Below are 18,707 nucleotides of genomic sequence, written 5' to 3'. Positions count from 1 at the left end.
CCGCCCCTGTGCCATGCCGTCGCGGATGACGACGCTGCGCCTATCGAACCAACCGCGCCCGCTCGGCAAGAGCGGGCTGACCGTCTCACCGCTCGCCTGGGGCATGTGGCGCCTCGCCGGCGACGACACCGCGCCGGTGCGCGCGCTGATCGACGCCGCGCTCGATGCGGGGATTACGCTGTTCGACACCGCCGACATCTACGGCGCCGACGTGCCCGCGGGCTTCGGCTCGGCCGAGGAACTGTTCGGCCGCGCGCTCGCCGAGGACAGCGCGCTCCGCGACCGCATGGTGATCGCGACCAAGGGCGGCATCCGGCCCGGCATCCCCTATAATTCGAGTGCCGCCTATCTCACCGACGCGCTCGACGATTCGCTGCGCCGGCTCGGCATCGAGGTGATCGACCTCTACCAGGTCCACCGCCGCGACTTCCTCACTCACCCGCAGGAAGTCGCCGCCGCGCTCACGCGCATGGTGGAGAGCGGCAAGGTGCGCGCGCTCGGCGTTTCCAACCATTCGGTGCACGAGCTCGAGGCGCTCCAGTCCTTCCTCGCGCAGCCGCTGGCGAGCACGCAGCCGGAGTTCTCACCGCTGCGCGCCGCGCCGCTGTTCGACGGCGTGCTCGACCAGGCGATGCGGCTCGACCTCGCGGTGCTCGCTTGGTCGCCGCTCGGCGGCGGGCGGCTGGCCGACCCGTCGCACCCGGCGGCGCGGCTGCTCGCGGAGCAGGGCGCTGCATTCGGGGTCGATGCGGCCACCACGGCGCTGTCGTGGGTGATGGCGCATCCGGCACGCGTGATCCCGATCATCGGCTCGCAGAACCCGGCGCGCGTGCGCGCCGCGGTCGACGCGTTCAAGGTCGAATGGACGCGCGCGCGCTGGTACGCCGTGCTCGAGGCCGGCACCGGGGAGACACTGCCATGACGCGCGCACCCTGCGAGGTGAGCTGGTTCTCGGCGCTGTGCGACGACGATTATGAGTTTCTCGGCGTGCCCGACGAGCGGCTGCGCTCGTCGTGGGAGCATTGCCGCGACATCGCGCTCCAGGTGGAGAGCGGCGGGTTCGACAATATTCTGCTGCCCTCGGGCTACACGCTCGGGATCGACACCACCGCCTTTGCCGCCGGCATCGCGCCGCTGCTGCGCCGGCTGTGGCTGCTGATGGCGGTGCGCGTCGGCGAGAGCTGGCCGCCGCAGCTCGCGCGCCAGATCGCGACGATCGACCGGATGCTCGGCGGGCGGCTGACCGTCAACATCATCTCGAGCGACCTGCCCGGCGAGACGCTGGAGAGCGCGCCGCGCTATCGCCGCACCGTCGAGGCGATGCACATCCTGCGCACGCTGCTCGACGGCAAGTCGCTCGATCACCAGGGCGAGTTCTGGCAGCTGACGCTCGATCCGCCTGGCATCACCACCACGCTGGGACGCTGCCCGTCGCTTTATTTCGGCGGCCTGTCGGAGGCGGCACGCGATGCCGCGGCCGAACAGGCGGACGTCTACCTGATGTGGCCGGATACGATCGAGGGCGTGCGCGGCATCGTCGCCGACCTGCGCGCGCGCGCGGCGGCGAGGGGGCGGACGCTGCGCTTCGGCTATCGCGTCCATGTCGTGGTGCGCGAGAGCGAGGCGGAAGCGCGCGCGGCCGCGGACCGGCTGCTGTCGCGGCTCGACGATGCCACCGGCGCCGCGATCCGCGCGCGCTCGCTCGACTCGCAATCCGCTGGAGTGCGCCGCCAGGCCGAGCTGCGCGAGGGCAGCGACGACGGCTATGCCGAGGCCAATCTGTGGACCGGGATCGGGCGCGCCCGCTCGGGCTGCGGCGCGGCGATCGTCGGCGATCCCGATCAGGTGCTCGCCAAGCTGGAGGCCTATCGCGCCGAGGGGATCGATGCCTTCATCCTCTCGGGCTACCCGCACGCCGCCGAGGCCGACCTGTTCGCGCGCCACGTCTTGCCGCGGCTCGATCACGCCCCGCTGGCACGGTGAGGAAGGTGCGGCGGGCGCGCGAGGTGACACGGTCGCGGCGGACCTCATACCTTGGCGCTCATCTTCCCCTTCGTCATCCCGGACTTGTTCCGGAATCCACCGCGCAGCGCGCCCAACGATGGTGGGAAGCGCTGACGGGTAGGCCCCGCCACAAGTCCGGGGTGACGAGGAAGGTGCGGCTCACGTCGGCCTCAGCCGCTTGACCCGCGGCCTCGCCGACCTCGGCTCCGCCCGTCGCACGCTTCTGTTCGCGCTCGTGATCACCGCGGGTGTGCTCAACCTCGTCGACCGTCAGATCATCGCGGTGCTCAAGCCGCAGATCGCCGCGGATCTGAACTGGAGCGACGACGATTACGGCACGCTCGCCGCCTGGTTCCAGGCGGGCGCGGCGGGTGGCTTCCTCGTCACCGGCTGGATCGCGGACAAGCTCGGCGTGAAATGGGCCAACCCGGTCGGCGTCGCGGCGTGGAGCGTCGCGGCGCTGCTGCACGGCTGGGCCCGCACCACGGTCGAGTTCATCCTCGTCCGCGTCACGCTCGGCGCCACCGAGGCGATGGGGACGCCCACCGCCACCAAGACGGTCGCCGCGGTGCTGCCCGCCACCTGGCGCTCGACCGGCTTCGGCGTGAGCAACGCGGCGAGCAGTCTCGGCGCGATCCTGGCGCCGCTCGCGATCCCCGCGGCGGCACTGCTGCTGGGTTGGCGCGGCACCTTCGCCACGGCGGGGGTGATCGGGCTCGGCTGGGCTTTGGCATGGCTTGCCGCGACCCGCGGGGTGCGGCTCGACTCACCATCCTCGATCGCGGGCGCCGCGCCCGATCCGGTCGATTATGGCCCGATCCTGCGCGAGCGACGCACTTGGGCGGTGGCGGGTGCCAAACTGCTCTCCGACGCGACCTGGTGGCTGCTGTTGTTCTGGCTGCCCGACTTCTTCCATCGCCGGTTCGGACTGAGCGGGGTCGAGCTCGGTGTGCCGCTCGCACTGGCCTATGGCGGCGCCGCGCTCGGGTCGCTGCTCGGCGGCGGGGTGGCGACGCGGCTGCTCGCGCTCGGGCGTCGCCCAGACGCGGTGCGGCGCGGCGTGATGCTCGCTGCGGCTCTGTGCGTGGTGCCGGTGCCGCTGGCGCTGGCGACCGCGAGCTATTCCGCCGCGGTCGCGCTGATGGCGCTGGCGCTCGCGGGTCACCAGGCGTTCTCGACCAATCTGTTCGCGCTGATCGCCGATCTCGTGCCGCAGCAGAAGGTCGGGCGGGTGACCGCTTTCGGCTCGTTCAGCGGCAACGTCGGTGGCGTGATCATCTCGAAGGTGGCGGGTGTGGTGCTGGCCGCCGGGCTTGGCTACCTGCCCCTGCTGCTGTTCGCCGCGGTGTCGTACCTGCTGGCGCTCGGCTGGATCATCCTGCTGCTGCCGCGGTCGACCGTCACGCCCGCATGACTCGCTCCGACGTACCGCGATAGCGTCGCGCCAGCGCGTCGCACGTCCGCTCGTCGCCTGGCTGGGCGAAAAATTCGCAGCTATATGCCAGCTATACGGCATTCCGCGGAATCGCTCTCGTTTTGCTACGTTCGAGGGGCCTAATCGGCCGGCCTTGAAGGCACCGTCGCGTGACGGTGCCGCTTCAGGGAAGTCGACATGAGGTTCATCTACGCGGCCGGTATCGCCGCCGCGCTCATCCTGCCGTTTGCCGCGCAGGCCCAATCCGCCGCCGACGGCACGGATCCGGCGGCCACGTCCTCGGCGGTGACCGTCAGCGGGTCGGTGGCGATCGCCTCCGACTACCGCTTCCGCGGCGTGTCACAGTCCGACCGGCAGATGACGGTACAGGGCGGCATCACCGTCTCGCACGAGAGCGGCCTGTACGTCGGCACCTGGGCGTCGAACCTGGCGGGCTGGGGCACGTTCGGCGGCGCCAACATGGAGCTCGACCTGATCGGCGGCTACAAGGCTAGGCTGGCCGACAACGCCACGCTCGACGTCGGGCTGACCTGGTACCTGTACCCGGGCGGCGCCGACAAGACCGACTTTGCCGAGCCCTATGTCAAGCTGAGCGGCACCGCCGGCGCGGCGACGCTGACCGCCGGCGCGGCCTATGCGCCGAAGCAGCAGGCGATCGGGCGCTGGTACCGCACCGGCGCCGACGCGGCGGCGGGAGTCTACACCGACGCCGGCGCCAAGGACGACAACCTCTACCTGTGGGGTGATGGGGCGCTGGCGCTCGCGGGCACGCCGCTCACCGCCAGGGCGCATATCGGCCATAGCTGGGGGCAGGACGGGCTCGGCCCCAACGCCACCGCGGTGGCGCCGACCGGTTCCTATTGGGACTGGTCGCTCGGCGCGGACGCGACCTGGCGCAACCTGACCTTCGGCCTGAGCTACATCGACACCGACCTCTCGACCCGGTCGTCGGCCTATCTGCGGCCCAGCTTCAGCAAGGGCCAGGACGGCACCGGCAGCATCGCCGGCGGCACCGTGCTGGCCTCGCTGACCGCCGCTTTCTGACACGGGAGAGATGGAATGCAGGACCTGCTCTGGGTCGCGATCATGGTCGGGCTGGTGGCGCTGACGCTCGCCTATGTCCGCCTGTGCGACAACGCCTGAGGAGACGCGACATGACGCTCGACCTCTGGCTGGCCGCGCTCACCGCGCTCGGCCTCCTCGTCTACCTGGTGGCGGTGCTGCTCCGCCCCGAACGCTTCTGAAGGAGGCGGTCCGATGACCATGCAGGGCTGGTTCCTGATCCTCGCCTTCGTCGGCGTGCTGCTCGCGCTGACCAAGCCGGTCGGCCTGTGGCTGTTCGCTCTGTACGAGGGGCGGCGCACGCCGCTCCACCGCGTGCTCGGGCCGGTCGAGCGCGGGTTCTACGCGCTCGCCGGGGTCGACCCGGACGAGGAGCAGGGATGGCGCCGCTACGCGCTCCACATGCTGCTCTTCAACGTCGCGCTGATGCTGTTCACCTATGCCGTGCTGCGGCTGCAGGCGGTGCTGCCGCTCAACCCGCAAGGGCTGGGCGCGGTCGGCGAGCATCTGGCGTTCAACACCGCGATCAGCTTCACCACCAATACCAACTGGCAGAGCTACGCCGGCGAGAGCGCGATGTCGAACCTCAGCCAGATGCTGGGGCTGACGATCCACAATTTCCTGTCGGCGGCGACCGGCATCGCGCTCGCCTTCGCCTTGTTCCGCGGATTCGCGCGACGCGAGACCAAGACGATCGGCAATTTCTGGGCCGACGTCACCCGCATCACGCTCTACCTGCTGCTGCCGCTCTGCGTCGCGCTCGCGCTCTTCTACATCGCCAGCGGCGTGCCGCAGACGCTCGCCGGCGTCGTCGACGTGCAGACGCTGGAGGGCGCGCGTCAGTCGATCCTGCTCGGGCCGGTGGCCAGCCAGGAGGCGATCAAGATGCTCGGCACCAACGGTGGCGGCTTCTTCAACGCCAACTCGGCACATCCGTTCGAGAACCCGACCGCGCTGACCAACTTTGTGCAAATGCTGTCGATCTTTTTGCTCGGTGCCGGGCTGACCTGGACCTTCGGCAAGGCGGTGGGCAACACGCGGCAGGGCTGGGCGATCCTGGCCGCGATGATGATCCTGTTCCTCGCCGGCGTGAGTGTGACCTACGCCGCCGAGGCCGCGGGCAACCCGGTGCTGCACCAGCTCGGCGTCGCGGGCGGCAACATGGAGGGCAAGGAGGCGCGCCTCGGCATCGCCGCCTCGGCGCTGTTCTCGGTGATCACCACCGCGGCCTCGTGCGGCGCGGTCAACGCGATGCACGACAGCTTCACCGCGCTGGGCGGGATGATCCCGCTGTTCAACATGCAGCTCGGCGAGGTTGTCGTCGGGGGGGTGGGCGCGGGCATCTACGGCTTCCTGCTGTTCGCGATCCTGGCGGTGTTCGTCGCCGGGCTGATGGTCGGGCGCACGCCCGAATATGTCGGCAAGAAGATCGAGAGCCGCGAGGTGAAGCTCGCGGTGCTGACGATCGCGGTGCTGCCGCTCGTCATCCTCGGCCTCACCGCTCTGTCGTCGGTGCTGCAACAGGGCTTGGCGGGGCCGCTCAACAAGGGGCCGCACGGCTTCTCGGAGATCCTCTACGCCTTCACCAGCGCGGTAGCGAACAACGGCTCGGCCTTCGCCGGGCTGACCGCGAACACGCCCTATTACGACGGGCTGCTCGGTGTGGCGATGTGGATCGGGCGGTTCTTCATCATCGTGCCGATGCTCGCCATCGCGGGCAGCCTCGCCGCCAAGAAGTACACGCCGGAGAGCGCGGGCTCGTTCCCGACCACCGGCGGCCTGTGGGTCGGGCTGCTCGTCGGGATCATCCTGATCCTGGGCGGCCTCACCTTCCTGCCGAGCCTCGCGCTTGGTCCGATCGCCGATCATCTCGCGATGATTCGCGGCCAGCTGTTCTGAACCGGGGGCCAATATGACAAAGACCCAGACCAAGAGCCTGTTCACGGCCGACCTCGTCGTGCCCGCGATCACCGCGTCCTTCCTCAAGCTCAATCCGAAGGAGCTGATCCGCAACCCGGTCATGTTCGTGACCGCATGCGTGGCAACGCTGCTGACCGTCACGATCAACATCGGCGGCGACGGGTTGACGCTCGCGTTCAAGGCGCAGCTCGTCGTGTGGCTGTGGCTGACGGTGCTGTTCGGCACCTTCGCCGAGGCGCTGGCGGAGGGGCGCGGCAAGGCGCAGGCGGCGAGCCTGCGCGCCACCAAGGCCGAGCTCAGCGCCAAGCGGCTGAAGGGCGACGGGCGTGCGTACGACGAGGTGGCGGCGAGCCAGCTCCGCGTCGGCGATGTGGTGCTGGTCGAGACGGGCGACCTGATCCCCTCGGACGGCGACGTCGTATCCGGCGTCGCCTCGGTCAACGAGGCCGCGATCACGGGCGAGAGCGCGCCGGTGATCCGCGAGGCCGGCGGCGATCGCTCGGCGGTGACCGCGGGCACGCGCGTCATCTCCGACGAGATCCGCGTGCACGTGACGGTGGAGCCGGGCAAGGGCTTCCTCGACCGCATGATCGCGCTGGTCGAGGGCGCCGAGCGGCAGAAGACCCCCAATGAGGTGGCGCTCACCGTGCTGCTGGTCGGGCTGACGATCATCTTCCTGATCGCGGTGGCGACGATCCCGGGCTTCGCCGCCTACACCGGCGGCAGCATCCCGGTGGCGATCCTCGCCGCGCTGCTGATCACGCTGATCCCGACCACGATCGCGGCGCTGCTCTCCGCGATCGGTATCGCCGGTATGGACCGGCTGGTGCGCTTCAACGTGCTCGCTAAGTCGGGCCGCGCGGTCGAGGCGGCGGGCGACGTCGACGTGCTGCTGCTCGACAAGACCGGCACGATCACGATCGGCGACCGTCAGGCGAGCGAGTTCCGCAGCGTTGGCGGCGCCAGCGACGTCGAGCTGGCCGAGGCGGCGCTGCTGGCCAGCCTCGCCGACGAGACGCCGGAAGGCCGCTCGATCGTGGTGCTGGCGCGCGACACGTTCGGGCTGCAGCGGCCGATGCCCGCGGGCGCCGAGGTGATCCTCTTCACCGCGCAGACCCGCGTATCGGGTGTGCGCATCGGCGACACGCTGATTCAGAAAGGCGCGGTCGACTCGATCCTGCGCGCCAACGCGGGGGCGGGCGAGACCGCAGCGGCGACCGAGCTGCGGCGCATCACCGACGAGATCGCGCGTGCGGGCGGTACGCCGCTGGCGGTTGCGAAAGACGGTCGGCTGCTCGGGGCGATCTTCCTCAAGGACGTGGTCAAGGCGGGCATCCGCGAGCGCTTCGGCGAGCTTCGGGCGATGGGCATTCGCACCGTGATGATTACCGGCGACAACCCGCTCACCGCCGCGGCGATCGCCGCCGAGGCGGGGGTGGACGACTTCCTCGCGCAGGCAACGCCGGAGGACAAGCTGGCGCTCATTCGGGAGGAGCAGACCGGCGGCCGTTTGGTCGCAATGTGCGGCGACGGCACCAACGACGCGCCCGCGCTGGCGCAGGCCGACGTCGGCCTTGCGATGAACACCGGCACCCAGGCGGCGCGCGAGGCGGGCAACATGGTCGACCTCGACAGCGATCCGACCAAGCTGATCGAGGTGGTAGGGCTCGGCAAGCAATTGCTGATGACGCGCGGCGCGCTCACCACCTTCTCGGTGGCGAACGATGTGGCCAAATATTTCGCGATCATCCCGGCGATGTTCGTCGCGCTCTATCCAAGACTCGGCGTTCTCAACGTGATGGGGCTGGCGACGCCGCAATCGGCAATCCTCAGCGCGATCATCTTCAACGCGCTGATCATTCCGCTGCTGGTGCCGCTCGCGCTCAAGGGGGTGGCGTACCGGCCAATGGCGGCGGGTCCGCTGCTGGCGCGCAATCTCGCGGTCTACGGACTCGGCGGGCTGGTCGCGCCGTTCATCGGCATCAAGCTGATCGACCTCGTGGTCGGTGGCCTCGGTCTGGCGTAAGGAGACAATAGATGGGTAAGGATTTCTCTTCCGCGCTGCGACCAGCGATCGTCATGACGATCCTGTTCGCGCTCCTGCTCGGGATCGCATACCCGCTGGCGCTGACCGGGATCGGGCAGGTGATCTTCCCGGTCCAGGCCAATGGCAGCCTGGTGCGCGACGACCGCGACGCGGTGATCGGCTCCGCCGTGGTGGGGCAGGCCTTCACCACCGATCGCTACTTCCAGACGCGTCCGTCGGCCGCAGGCGAGGGCTACGACGGTCTGGCGTCGTCGGGTTCGAACCTCGGCCCGGCAAGCCAGACGCTCACGGACCGCGTAAGGACCGACATCGCCCGGCGCCGCACCGAGGGCGTGGCGGGTGCGCTCCCGGCCGATCTGGTGACGGCGAGCGGATCCGGTCTCGACCCTGACCTATCGCCCGCGAGCACGCTGGCGCAGGTACCGCGGATCGCGCGCGTTCGCGGTCTCGCGATCGAGAAGGTACGCCAGCTCGTGCTGACGCTGAAGGAACCGTCGTTGCTCGGCGAGGATCATGTCAACGTGCTGGCGCTAAACCGGGCGCTGGACGCAGTGTCCCGCGCCGCCCCGGCGAGCGCCCCGCCGCGCTGATGCCAGCAGGGGCGGGCGAGCGACCGGATCCGAATGCCCTCCTCCGCCAGGCGGCGGAGGAGGGTCGCGGCCGGCTCAAGATCTTCCTCGGCGCCGCGCCCGGCGTCGGCAAGACCTATGAGATGCTCGCCGAAGGCGCGGCCCGACGCCGCGACGGGGTCGACGTCGTCATCGGTGTGGTCGAGACCCACGGCCGGGTGGAGACCGAAGCGCTGACGCGAGGGCACGAGATCGTGCCGCGCCGAGAGGTGGCCTATGAGGGGCGCACGCTGCGTGAGATGGATCTTGACGCGATCCTGGCGCGCGCCCCGCGGCTGGTGCTGGTGGACGAGCTGGCACACACCAACGCCCCTGGCAGTCGCCACCCCAAACGCTATCAGGACGTCGAGGAGCTGCTCGCGGCAGGCATCGACGTCTATTCCACCGTCAACATCCAGCATGTGGAGAGCCTCAACGACATCGTCGCGAGCTTCACCCGCGTGCGCGTGCGCGAGACGGTGCCCGACAGCGTGCTTGAGCGCGCGGAGATCGAAGTCGTCGACATCCCGCCCGACGAGCTGATCGACCGCCTCAAGGCGGGGAAAGTCTACCTGCCGGAGGAAGCGTCGCGCGCGCTGGGCCACTTCTTTTCCAAGTCGAACCTGTCCGCGCTGCGCGAGCTGGCACTGCGTCGCGCGGCACAGGCGGTGGACGCGCGCATGCTCGAGGATGTGCGCGCGCTCGGCCTCGGCGGTACCTGGGCCGGGAGCGAGCGCATCGTCGTCGCGATCAACGAGCTGCCCGGCGCCGACCTGCTGGTGCGCGCGGGCAAGCGGGTGGCGGACGGGCTGCGCGGCCCCTGGACCGCGGTGTTCATCGAGACACCACGCGCCGCAGCCTTCACCGCGGAGCAGCAGCAGCGCGTCGCCGCCGCGATGACGCTGGCGACGCAGCTGGGCGGCGCAGTTGCCAGCGTGCCGGCGAGCGACGTGGTGGACGGCCTCCAGCGCTTCCTCGCGGACGCGCGCGCGACCCAGCTGGTGATGGGCAAGTCGCGGCGATCGCGCTGGTTCGAGCTGCGGCACGGCTCGGTGGTGGATCGCGTCATCCGCGACACGCCGGGCGTCACGGTGCACGTCCTGCCTGTGCCACCGCTACAGCCTTCCGCCCGCGGTCCGGCACGGGGTCGGCCGAGCTGGGGCACGCCCAGCGGTTATGGCGCGACGACGCTGCTTGTCGCGGCGGTGACCGCGGTAGCCAGTGCGCTGCAGCACGTGCTCGATCTCGGCAATGTCGCGCTGCTGTATCTCCTTCCGGTGATGGCAGCGGCCAGCCTTTTCGGCCTGCGCACCGGGCTTTACGCGGGGCTCGCCTCCACGCTCGCCTACAACTTCTTCTTCCTGCCGCCGGTCGGCACGCTGAGCATCAGCAATCCCGAGAATCTGATTTCGGTCGTGGTGCTGCTCGGTATCGCGATCGCCACCAGCCACCTGACCGCGCGGGTGCGCGCGCAGGCGGACCTCGCCGCAGCAAGCGCGCGCACCAACGCGATGCTCGCCGGCTTCCTGCATCGACTCGGCGGCGTCGGCGACACCGATGCGGCGGCGCAGATGATCTGCGACGATATCCATCGTCTGCTCGCGGTGCAGGTGATCGTGTTGATGCCGTCGCGGCTCGGCGGCACGCTCGACGTGATCGCGGCGAGCGACCCGAGCTACCGGCTCGAGGCGATGGATCAGGCCGCGGCGGCCTGGGCGCTCGACAACGGCGCGGTAACGGGGAAGGGCTCGGCCACGCTCGCCGTGTCGGAATGGCTGTTCCAGCCGCTTCGCGCGGGCGACCGCATCCTCGGGGTGCTCGGCGTCGCCAGCGAGCGCGTGGGCGCGCCCGTCCGCGCCGACCAGCTGCCGCTGCTGCGCAGCCTGCTCGATCAGTCCGCGCTCGTGCTCGAGCGCCTGCGCCTGCAGGGCGAGATGCGCGACGTCGAGGCGGTGCGTACGCGCGACCGGCTCCGCGCCGCGCTGCTCTCCTCGGTGAGCCACGACCTGCGCACGCCACTGACCGCGGTGATCGCCGCCGCGGCGCAGCTCCATCATGGCGCCACGCCCGAGCTGATTGGCACGATCGAGGGCGAGGCGGCGCGGCTCCATCGCTTCGTCGCCAACCTGCTCGACATGGCGCGGGTTGAGGCGGGTGCGCTGCGCCTCCGGCTCGAGCCGGTCGATCTCAGCGACGCGGTGACGGGCGCTGCGCACGACGCGCGCCGCGCGCTGGAAGGACATGCGGTGCGGCTCGACGTGCCGCCCGACCTGCCGCTGGTGCGGGCCGATCCGCAGCTGCTGCATCACTGCCTGCTCAACCTGCTCGACAATGCGGGGCGTTACGGTGATCCGGGCAGCGAGATCGTGATTGAAGGGCGCAACCGCTACGGCGAGATCCGCCTCGCGGTGCTCGATCACGGCCCTGGGCTACCGCCGGGACGGGAAGGGGAGGTGTTCGAAACCTTTCGCCGGCTGGAAGGATCTGATCGCGTCGCCAGCGGCACGGGGCTGGGGCTGGCGATCGTCAAGGCGTTTGCCGAGGCGATGGGAATGACCGTCGCCGCGACCAACCGCGCGGACGGTGCAGGCGCCGCGTTTGCGCTCGTCGTCCCGCCGGCGCTGCTCGTACGCGATCTACCGGCCGAGGATATGACCTGACATGCCTGCCACCGTGCTCATTGTCGACGACGAGGCCGCGATCCGGCGTCTGTTGCGCAACACCTTGCTCCGCGCCGAATACGAGGTGATCGAGGCAGAGGACGCTCGCGCCGCGCTGCGCGAGGCCGCCGCGCGCCATCCCGAGGCGGTGCTGCTCGACCTTGGCCTGCCTGACCGCGACGGGTTGAGCATCATCCCGTTGCTGCGCGCGTCCGGCGACGCGGTCCTGCTGGTGGTTTCGGCGCGCGACGCGGTGGACGAAAAGGTCACCGCGCTCGATCTCGGCGCCGACGATTACGTGACCAAGCCGTTCGACACCGAGGAGCTGCTCGCCCGGCTGCGGGTCGCGCTGCGGCATCGCGCCGGCGCCGAGACGATGCCGACGATCGTACGGCGCGGCGATCTCGCGATCGACCTCGATCTTCGCGCGGTCACGCGCGGGGGCGAGGACGTCCATCTCACGCGCAAGGAGCATGACGTGCTGGCGGTGCTGACGCGTCATCTCGGGCGGGTCGTGACCCACCAGCGCCTGCTCACCTCATGCTGGGGCGGGGAGGAAGAGCCGCGGGTCGAGTATCTTCGCATCGTCATCCGCAACTTGCGTCAGAAGCTCGAGGCGCCGCAGCCGGTCGGCAGCGTGATCTCGAACGAGCTGGGCGTCGGCTACCGCCTCAAGCCGGAGGCGTGACCGACCGAGCCGCTGCACAAACGGGCGCACTCTCCGTCCGAGACCGACCCGGATCGGTACGCCGCGACGTTGTGCCGCAGGCCGCGATCACTTAGGTTGTCACCTCGATACCGGAAGCCGACTCATGACCGCGCACGCGCACGAATATCCCGTCCATGTCGCGGACGAGGACATCGACTTCATGGGCCACGTCAACAACGCGGTCTATCTGAAGTGGGTGCAGGCCGCGGTGCTCGATTATTGGGAGCGCGTCGCACCGCCGGACGCGGTTGCGCAGCACCTGTGGGTCGCGCTCAAGCACGAGATCACCTATCGCCGCCCTACCTTCCTCGAAGACGGTATCGTGGCGGAGGTGATCGCGGAAAGGGCACAGGGCGCGCGCACCTTCTTCAGCACCTTGTTCAAGCGCGGCGAGGAGATCGTCGCAGAGGTGAGCAGCGTGTGGTGCTGCCTCGACGCCGCCACCCAGCGCCCCGCGCGGCTCGCCAAGGACGTGATCGCGCGGTTCGTCGCGGAGCCCGGCGTAGCGCGCGGTTGACGCCGTCGCCCCCAGCCGCGACAGACGGTCGCGACGAGGGAGAGGCGAGGGCGATGGGTAAGCTGCTGGCATTCGGCGAGGTGATGCTGCGGCTGTCGCCGCCGGGGCGCGAGCTGCTGCTACAGTCGCCGCGGCTCGACGTATGGGTCGCGGGCGCCGAGGCCAATGTCGTTACCCAACTCGCCTGCCTCGGGCATGACGTCGCCTTCGCCAGCCGCGTGCCCGACAATGATCTCGGCCACGCCGCGCTGCGCACGCTGCGCGGACACGGCGTCGACGTCAGCCGGGTGTCGCTTGGCGGGGAGCGGATCGGCCTCTATTTCGCGACCACCGGCGCCGGGTTGCGCGCGACCGAGGTGGTGTACGACCGCGCTCACTCCGCCTTCGCCGACGCGCCGGCGGACGCCTGGGACTGGGACGCCTTGCTCGACGGTGTCGACCGACTGCACCTGTCCGGCATCACCCCCGCGCTCGGTCCCGTGTCGGCCGAGCGCGCGATCGCGGCGGCGGAGGCGGCCGCGGCACGGGGCGTGGCGGTGTCGTTCGATGGCAATTGGCGCGGCAAGCTCTGGGCTCGGTGGGATGGCGACCCGCGCGCGATCCTCGGCCGGATCGTGCGGCACGCGGACCTGATGTTCGGCAATCACCGCGATATCGCGCTGCTGCTCGGGCGCGACGATCTCGCCGGCGACGCGCGCCGCGCCGCCGAGGCGGCGTTCGCGGCCTTCCCGACGCTGCAGACGATCGCTTCCACGTCGCGGCAGGTCGAGCACGTCGATCTCAACCGCTTGTCCGCGCGCATCGATACGCGCGCGGGTGCGGCGGAAAGCGAGGAAGTGGTGCTCGCCGGCATCGTCGACCGGATCGGTGGTGGCGACGCTTTCGCCGCGGGCGTGCTTCACGCGTTGCGACGAGGCGAAGGGCCGGAGGAGGCGGCGCGCAATGGTCTGGCGCTGGCGGCGCTCAAACATTCGCTGCCTGGAGACGCGGGCCTGTTTCGCGAAAGCGACCTAGAGGCGTTCCTGAGCGGTGAGTTGGACGTGCGCCGCTGAAAATGTGGCGACACCGATCGGCTTCGTAGCGCGGTTCCCCCGCGTGGGCGGCGCCCGATCGGGACGGCCGGCATGAGACTCACCCGCGTCCCCCAGCTCGGCCCCGGCCTTCACCGGGAACGGAACGGGTAACGCGTCCCGGAGCGACAGGAGCGGTGTCCAACCGTGCTCCCGTGCCCGCAGGCGCACCCCAGCTGCCTGCATCACCTTTAACACGCCACGTCGGTTGGTTCCCCACCTCGTAAGCGATCCTGCCTTCTACCGTCGCCCGATCAGCGCCTCGGCGCGTGCCACCTCATGCGCCGCCACCTGGCGGGTGACGCGCAGGAACAATCGCTGCGCCTGCTGCCACGCGCCTTGCTCGCCGCTCACCTGACGCACGCGCCGACCGGCGACGAGCTGGCTGCCCCATGCGTCCAGCGTCGCGCGGATCGCCGCCTCGTCGTGCTGCGGCTGGATCACCACGGAAGGGAAGGGCAGCGGCGTTCCGGGAGACGCGAACAGGCCGGGCTCGCCGCCCGCTCCCGCCTCCTCGCCGCGCGGCGCGAACAGCAGCGCCCCCGCGATCCGCGAGACGTAATCGGCTGGCGACAATCGGCCCCACCAGGCGCTCGCGGCGCAGCCGAGACCATCCGCGATCAGCAGCACCGGGCGCGGCGTCGCGCACACCGCCTGGTCCACGCGCGCCGCCCAGATCTTCCGCTCGGCCCGCGAGCGCACCGACAGGGGAAGCGCGCCGGGATCGTCCGCCGGCCAGCCGAACATTGTCTTCCAGGTCGGCACCGGACGCGCCGCGTCGTTGATGGCCAGTACGGCGAAGGGGCCCGAGTCGGCGATGGCGAACATGGTCGTCTCCTACGGGATCGGCAGCGGAGCCTAACCGGTCCGATCCGCCATGCGAGTGCAGATGCACTTGGGATCGCACGAGTTCTTCTTTCAACACGACGACCGGGCGGTTCCGCGCTTGAGCCCGCATTGACGTTGACGTAAGCGGCATCCAACAAAGTCGGACTCGAGAGGAATGAGATGAGCAACGTCGTGATCGCCGGCTATGCCCGGTCGCCCTTCCAGCTCGCGGGCAAGGGCGAGCTGGCCCGCGTCCGCCCCGACGATCTCGCCGCGCAGGTCATCCGCGGGCTGCTCGAGAAGACCAAGGTCGATCCCGCCGCGATCGAGGACATCATTCTCGGCTGCGCCTTCCCCGAGGGCGAGCAGGGGCTCAACGTCGCGCGGCTCGTCGGCCTGCTCGCCGACCTGCCGCTGTCGGTCGGCGGTATGACGGTGAACCGCTTCTGCGGCTCGTCGATGAGCGCGATCCACATCGCCATGGGTCAAATCCAGATCGGCGCGGGCGAGGCGTTCATCTGCGCCGGGCTCGAGTCGATGAGCCGCATCCCGATGGGCGGTTACAATCCGCTGCCCAGCCCCGAGCTCGCCGCCAAGAGCCCAGGCGCGTATATGGGGATGGGCCAGACCGCCGAGAACGTCGCGCAGCAATACCAGATCACCCGCGCCGAGCAGGAAGCGTTCGCGGTCAAGAGCCAGCAGAAGGCCGCCGCGGCGCGCGCCGAGGGTCGGCTGGCCGAGGAGATCGTGCCGATCCGCACCAAGAAGGGCGAGGTGACGCAGGATGGGATCATCCGTCCCGACACTACCGCCGAGGTGCTCGCCGGGCTCAAGCCCGCCTTCAGCGCCGACGGCTCGGTGACCGCGGGGACGTCCTCGCCGCTCACCGACGGCGCCAGCGCGGTGCTGGTCACCTCGGAGGCGTTCGCGGCGAAGCACGGGCTCAAGGTGTTGGCGCGGATCGTGTCCGTCGGCGTGGCGGGCTGCGCGCCCGAGACGATGGGGCTGGGGCCGATCGGCGCGTCAAGGAAGGCGCTGGAGCGCGCCGGCATTGCCGCTGGTGACCTCGACGTGGTCGAGATCAACGAGGCCTTTGCCAGCCAGGCGATCGCCTGCATCCGCGACCTCGGGCTCAAGGACGATACGATCAACCTCGACGGCGGCGCGATCGCGATCGGCCACCCGCTCGGCGCCACCGGCGCGCGCATCGTCGGCAAGGCGGCGGCTTTGCTCGAGCGCGAGGGCGGCCGCTACGCGCTGGCGACGCAATGTATCGGCGGCGGGCAGGGTATCGCCACGGTGCTGGAGCGCGCGTGACATGAGCGAGGCTGTGAAGAAGGTCTGCGTCATCGGCGCGGGCGTGATGGGCGCGGGCATCGCCGCGCAGGTCGCCAACGCGGGCGTGCCCGTGCTGCTGCTCGATATCGTGCCCAAGGATGCGACGGACCGCGACGCGGTCGCAAAGGGCGCGGTGGCGAAGATGCTCAAGACCGAGCCCGCGCCGTTCATGTCAGTCGCCGCGGCGCGGCTGGTCGAGACCGGCAACATCGAGGACCATCTCGATCGCGTCGCCGAGTGCGACTGGATCGTCGAGGCGATCGTCGAGCGGCTCGACATCAAGCAGGCGCTCTACGCCCGGCTCGAGCAGCTCAAGCGCCCCGGCACCGCGGTCTCGTCGAACACCTCGACCATCCCGCTTGGTCATCTGGTGGAGGAACGCTCGGAGCAGTTCCGGCGCGACTTCCTGATCACGCACTTCTTCAACCCGCCCCGCTACATGCGGCTGATCGAGATCGTCCGCGGCGTGGACACCGACGCAGCCGTGGCGGAGAAGGTCGAGGCCTTCGTCGACCGTTTCATGGGCAAGCGCATCGTCCGCGCCAAGGACACGCCCGGCTTCATCGCCAACCGCATCGGCACCTATTGGCTCGCGGTCGCGGTCAACGCCGCGCTCGACCAGGGGCTGACGGTCGAGGAGGCGGACCAGATTGGCGGGCGCCCGATGGGCGTGCCCAAGACCGGCATCTTCGGGCTGATCGATCTCGTCGGCATCGACCTGATGCCGCTGCTGGCGAAGAGCCTGTCGGCGACGCTGCCCGCGGGCGATCCCTATTTCTCCACGGTGCGCGCGCTGCCGCTGGTCGATCGCATGATCGCCGAGGGCTATACCGGTCGCAAGGGCAAGGGCGGCTTCTACCGGCTCGACAAGCGCCCCGACGGCAGCCGCGCCAAGCTGGCGATCGATCTCGCCAGCGGCGACTATCGGCCCGAACAGAAGCCAGCCGCGCTGCCGCCCGCGGCGGAGAAGGACCTCGCCGCGCTGGTCTCGGTGCCGGGCAAGGTCGGCAACTATGCCTGGACGATCCTCGGCAATGTGCTGAGTTACGCGGCGATGCTGGTCGGCGAGGCGGCCGACGACGTGGTCGCGATCGATGACGCGATGAAGCTCGGCTACAATTGGAAGTTCGGCCCGTTCGAGCTGATCGATCGGCTCGGGCCGGGCAAGCTCGCCGAGCGGCTGCGCGGCGAGGGCCGCGCCGTGCCGGGGATCCTCGATACCGCGGGCGAGCGGCCGTTCTATCGCGTCGAGGCCGGGGTGCGGCAGTATCTCGGCGTTGAGGGCGCGTACCACGACGTGTCGCGTGCGGAGGGCGTGCTGCTGCTCGAGGACGTCAAGCGCGCGTCAACGCCGGTCGCGACCAGCGCGTCGGCGGCGCTGTGGGACGTCGGCGACGGCGTCTTGTGCCTCGAGTTCACCGCCAAGATGAACGCGCTCGACGGCGAGGTCGCGGCGCTGATCGAGCAGGCCGTCGCGCTGGTGCCCGGCCGCTTCAAGGCGCTCGTGATCTACAACGAGGGCAGCAACTTCTCCGCAGGCGCCAATCTCGGGCTCGCGCTGTTCGCGGTGAAGGCGGGCGCCTGGGGCGAGGTGGAGAAGCTGGTCGCGGCCGGGCAGCGCGCGTTCAAGGCGCTGAAATACGCCTCGTTTCCGGTGGTGAGCGCGCCCTCCGGGCTGGCGCTGGGCGGCGGCTGCGAGGTGCTGCTCCACTCGGACGCGGTGCAGGCGCATGCCGAGAGCTATGTCGGGCTGGTCGAGTGCGGCGTCGGGCTGGTGCCGGGCTGGGGCGGGCACGGCGAGCTGCTCGACCGACTGGCCAAGCTACCGACGATGCCCAAGGGGCCGATGCCGGCGGTGATGAAGGCGTTTGAGCTGATCTCGACCGCGCAGGTCTCCAAGTCGGCGGCGCAGGCCAAGGAGATGGGCTTCCTTCGCGCGAGCGACGGCGTGACGATGAATCGTGACCGGCTGCTCGCCGACGCCAAGGCGCGCGCGCTGGCGCTGGTCGACGGCTATCAGCCGCCCGAGCCGCCGGTCTATCGTTTGCCGGGCGCGAGCGGGCGGGTCGGCATCGGCGGCGCGGTCGCCGACTTCCACCGCAAGGGCGCCGCTACCGACTATGACGTGGTGGTGGCGGGCCGGCTCGCCGAGGTGCTGACCGGTGGCGAGGCCGACCTCCTCGACACCGTTACCGAGGAGCAGATGCTGGCGCTGGAGCGCGCCGCCTTCCTGGAGAGCGCGCGCGACGAGCGCACCCATGCACGGGTGGAGGCGATGCTGATGACGGGCAAGCCGCTGCGGAATTAGGCCGCGGCGGGCTCTCTCCAGGCAGAGTCGCTGGCCTTCTCTCCGTCGTCCCGGACGTGTTCCGCGATACATTGCTCCGCGCGCGCGATCAGCGTGAGCTGCGCGGCGGGGCGCGGAACACGTTGGGGTCACGGTCAGGAGCGGGAGTCGTGAGGGGATGTCCGGACACTTTCCTCCACCGCGCGTTCAGCCCGTCTGACC

The 18,707-nt window shown here is 70.2% G+C and carries 15 protein-coding genes; 14 read left to right on the top strand and 1 reads right to left on the bottom strand.

Annotated features, from left to right (window positions below; translation table 11 throughout):
- Nucleotides 1–25 precede the first annotated feature (25 nt).
- From ACMGDM_RS19870 to ACMGDM_RS19815, 12 genes are all read left to right on the top strand, one after another.
- The gene (locus ACMGDM_RS19870; RefSeq protein ID WP_436805872.1) at nucleotides 26–922 is read left to right on the top strand and encodes an aldo/keto reductase; all 897 of its coding nucleotides are present in this window, start codon (nucleotides 26–28) and stop codon (nucleotides 920–922) included.
- The gene (locus ACMGDM_RS19865) at nucleotides 919–1,983 is read left to right on the top strand and encodes an LLM class flavin-dependent oxidoreductase (RefSeq protein WP_436805871.1); all 1,065 of its coding nucleotides are present in this window, start codon (nucleotides 919–921) and stop codon (nucleotides 1,981–1,983) included. The genes ACMGDM_RS19870 and ACMGDM_RS19865 overlap by 4 nt, the downstream gene beginning before the upstream one ends.
- Nucleotides 1,984–2,182: 199 nt before the next feature.
- A complete protein-coding gene (locus tag ACMGDM_RS19860) occupies nucleotides 2,183–3,418 on the top strand; it encodes an MFS transporter (RefSeq protein WP_436805870.1) in 1,236 nt (411 codons plus the stop codon).
- Nucleotides 3,419–3,616: 198 nt separating this feature from the next.
- Nucleotides 3,617–4,483, top strand: a complete 867-nt coding sequence (locus ACMGDM_RS19855) for a TorF family putative porin (RefSeq protein ID WP_436805869.1) — start codon at nucleotides 3,617–3,619, stop codon at nucleotides 4,481–4,483.
- Nucleotides 4,484–4,593: 110 nt separating this feature from the next.
- A complete protein-coding gene (kdpF, locus tag ACMGDM_RS19850) occupies nucleotides 4,594–4,683 on the top strand; it encodes a K(+)-transporting ATPase subunit F (RefSeq protein ID WP_132911068.1) in 90 nt (29 codons plus the stop codon).
- 13 nt (nucleotides 4,684–4,696) lie between these two features.
- Nucleotides 4,697–6,400: a potassium-transporting ATPase subunit KdpA gene (gene kdpA, locus ACMGDM_RS19845; RefSeq protein ID WP_436805868.1), complete on the top strand. Its 1,704-nt coding sequence runs from the start codon at nucleotides 4,697–4,699 to the stop codon at nucleotides 6,398–6,400.
- Between the two features lie 13 nt (nucleotides 6,401–6,413).
- Entirely contained in the window at nucleotides 6,414–8,447 is a 2,034-nt protein-coding gene (kdpB, locus tag ACMGDM_RS19840) for a potassium-transporting ATPase subunit KdpB (protein WP_436805867.1), read from the top strand.
- 11 nt (nucleotides 8,448–8,458) lie between these two features.
- A complete protein-coding gene (kdpC, locus tag ACMGDM_RS19835; RefSeq protein WP_436805866.1) occupies nucleotides 8,459–9,058 on the top strand; it encodes a potassium-transporting ATPase subunit KdpC in 600 nt (199 codons plus the stop codon).
- Entirely contained in the window at nucleotides 9,058–11,736 is a 2,679-nt protein-coding gene (locus ACMGDM_RS19830) for a DUF4118 domain-containing protein (RefSeq protein ID WP_436805865.1), read from the top strand. The genes kdpC and ACMGDM_RS19830 overlap by 1 nt, the downstream gene beginning before the upstream one ends.
- A 1-nt stretch (nucleotide 11,737) precedes the next feature.
- Nucleotides 11,738–12,424, top strand: a complete 687-nt coding sequence (locus tag ACMGDM_RS19825; RefSeq protein WP_436805864.1) for a response regulator — start codon at nucleotides 11,738–11,740, stop codon at nucleotides 12,422–12,424.
- Nucleotides 12,425–12,548: 124 nt separating this feature from the next.
- On the top strand, nucleotides 12,549–12,962 hold the full coding sequence (locus ACMGDM_RS19820) for an acyl-CoA thioesterase (protein WP_436805863.1): 414 nt from the start codon (nucleotides 12,549–12,551) through the stop codon (nucleotides 12,960–12,962).
- Nucleotides 12,963–13,015: 53 nt separating this feature from the next.
- Entirely contained in the window at nucleotides 13,016–14,014 is a 999-nt protein-coding gene (locus ACMGDM_RS19815) for a sugar kinase (protein ID WP_436805862.1), read from the top strand.
- A 258-nt stretch (nucleotides 14,015–14,272) separates the two neighbouring features.
- Here ACMGDM_RS19815 and ACMGDM_RS19810 read toward each other — a convergent pair whose 3' ends face one another.
- On the bottom strand, nucleotides 14,273–14,860 hold the full coding sequence (locus tag ACMGDM_RS19810) for an alpha/beta hydrolase (protein WP_436805861.1): 588 nt from the start codon (nucleotides 14,858–14,860) through the stop codon (nucleotides 14,273–14,275).
- 180 nt (nucleotides 14,861–15,040) lie between these two features.
- On the opposite strand from ACMGDM_RS19810, the gene ACMGDM_RS19805 reads away from it, so the two are divergent.
- A complete protein-coding gene (locus tag ACMGDM_RS19805) occupies nucleotides 15,041–16,177 on the top strand; it encodes a thiolase family protein (protein ID WP_436805860.1) in 1,137 nt (378 codons plus the stop codon).
- 1 nt (nucleotide 16,178) lies between these two features.
- The gene (locus ACMGDM_RS19800) at nucleotides 16,179–18,506 is read left to right on the top strand and encodes a 3-hydroxyacyl-CoA dehydrogenase/enoyl-CoA hydratase family protein (RefSeq protein WP_436805859.1); all 2,328 of its coding nucleotides are present in this window, start codon (nucleotides 16,179–16,181) and stop codon (nucleotides 18,504–18,506) included.
- The last annotated feature ends 201 nt before the right edge of the window (nucleotides 18,507–18,707 follow it).

Source organism: Sphingomonas larreae (assembly GCF_051400595.1).
GTDB lineage: Bacteria > Pseudomonadota > Alphaproteobacteria > Sphingomonadales > Sphingomonadaceae > Sphingomonas.
The sequence above is the reverse complement of the archived record's forward strand: the minus strand, read 5'-3'. Positions and strand labels throughout refer to the sequence as shown.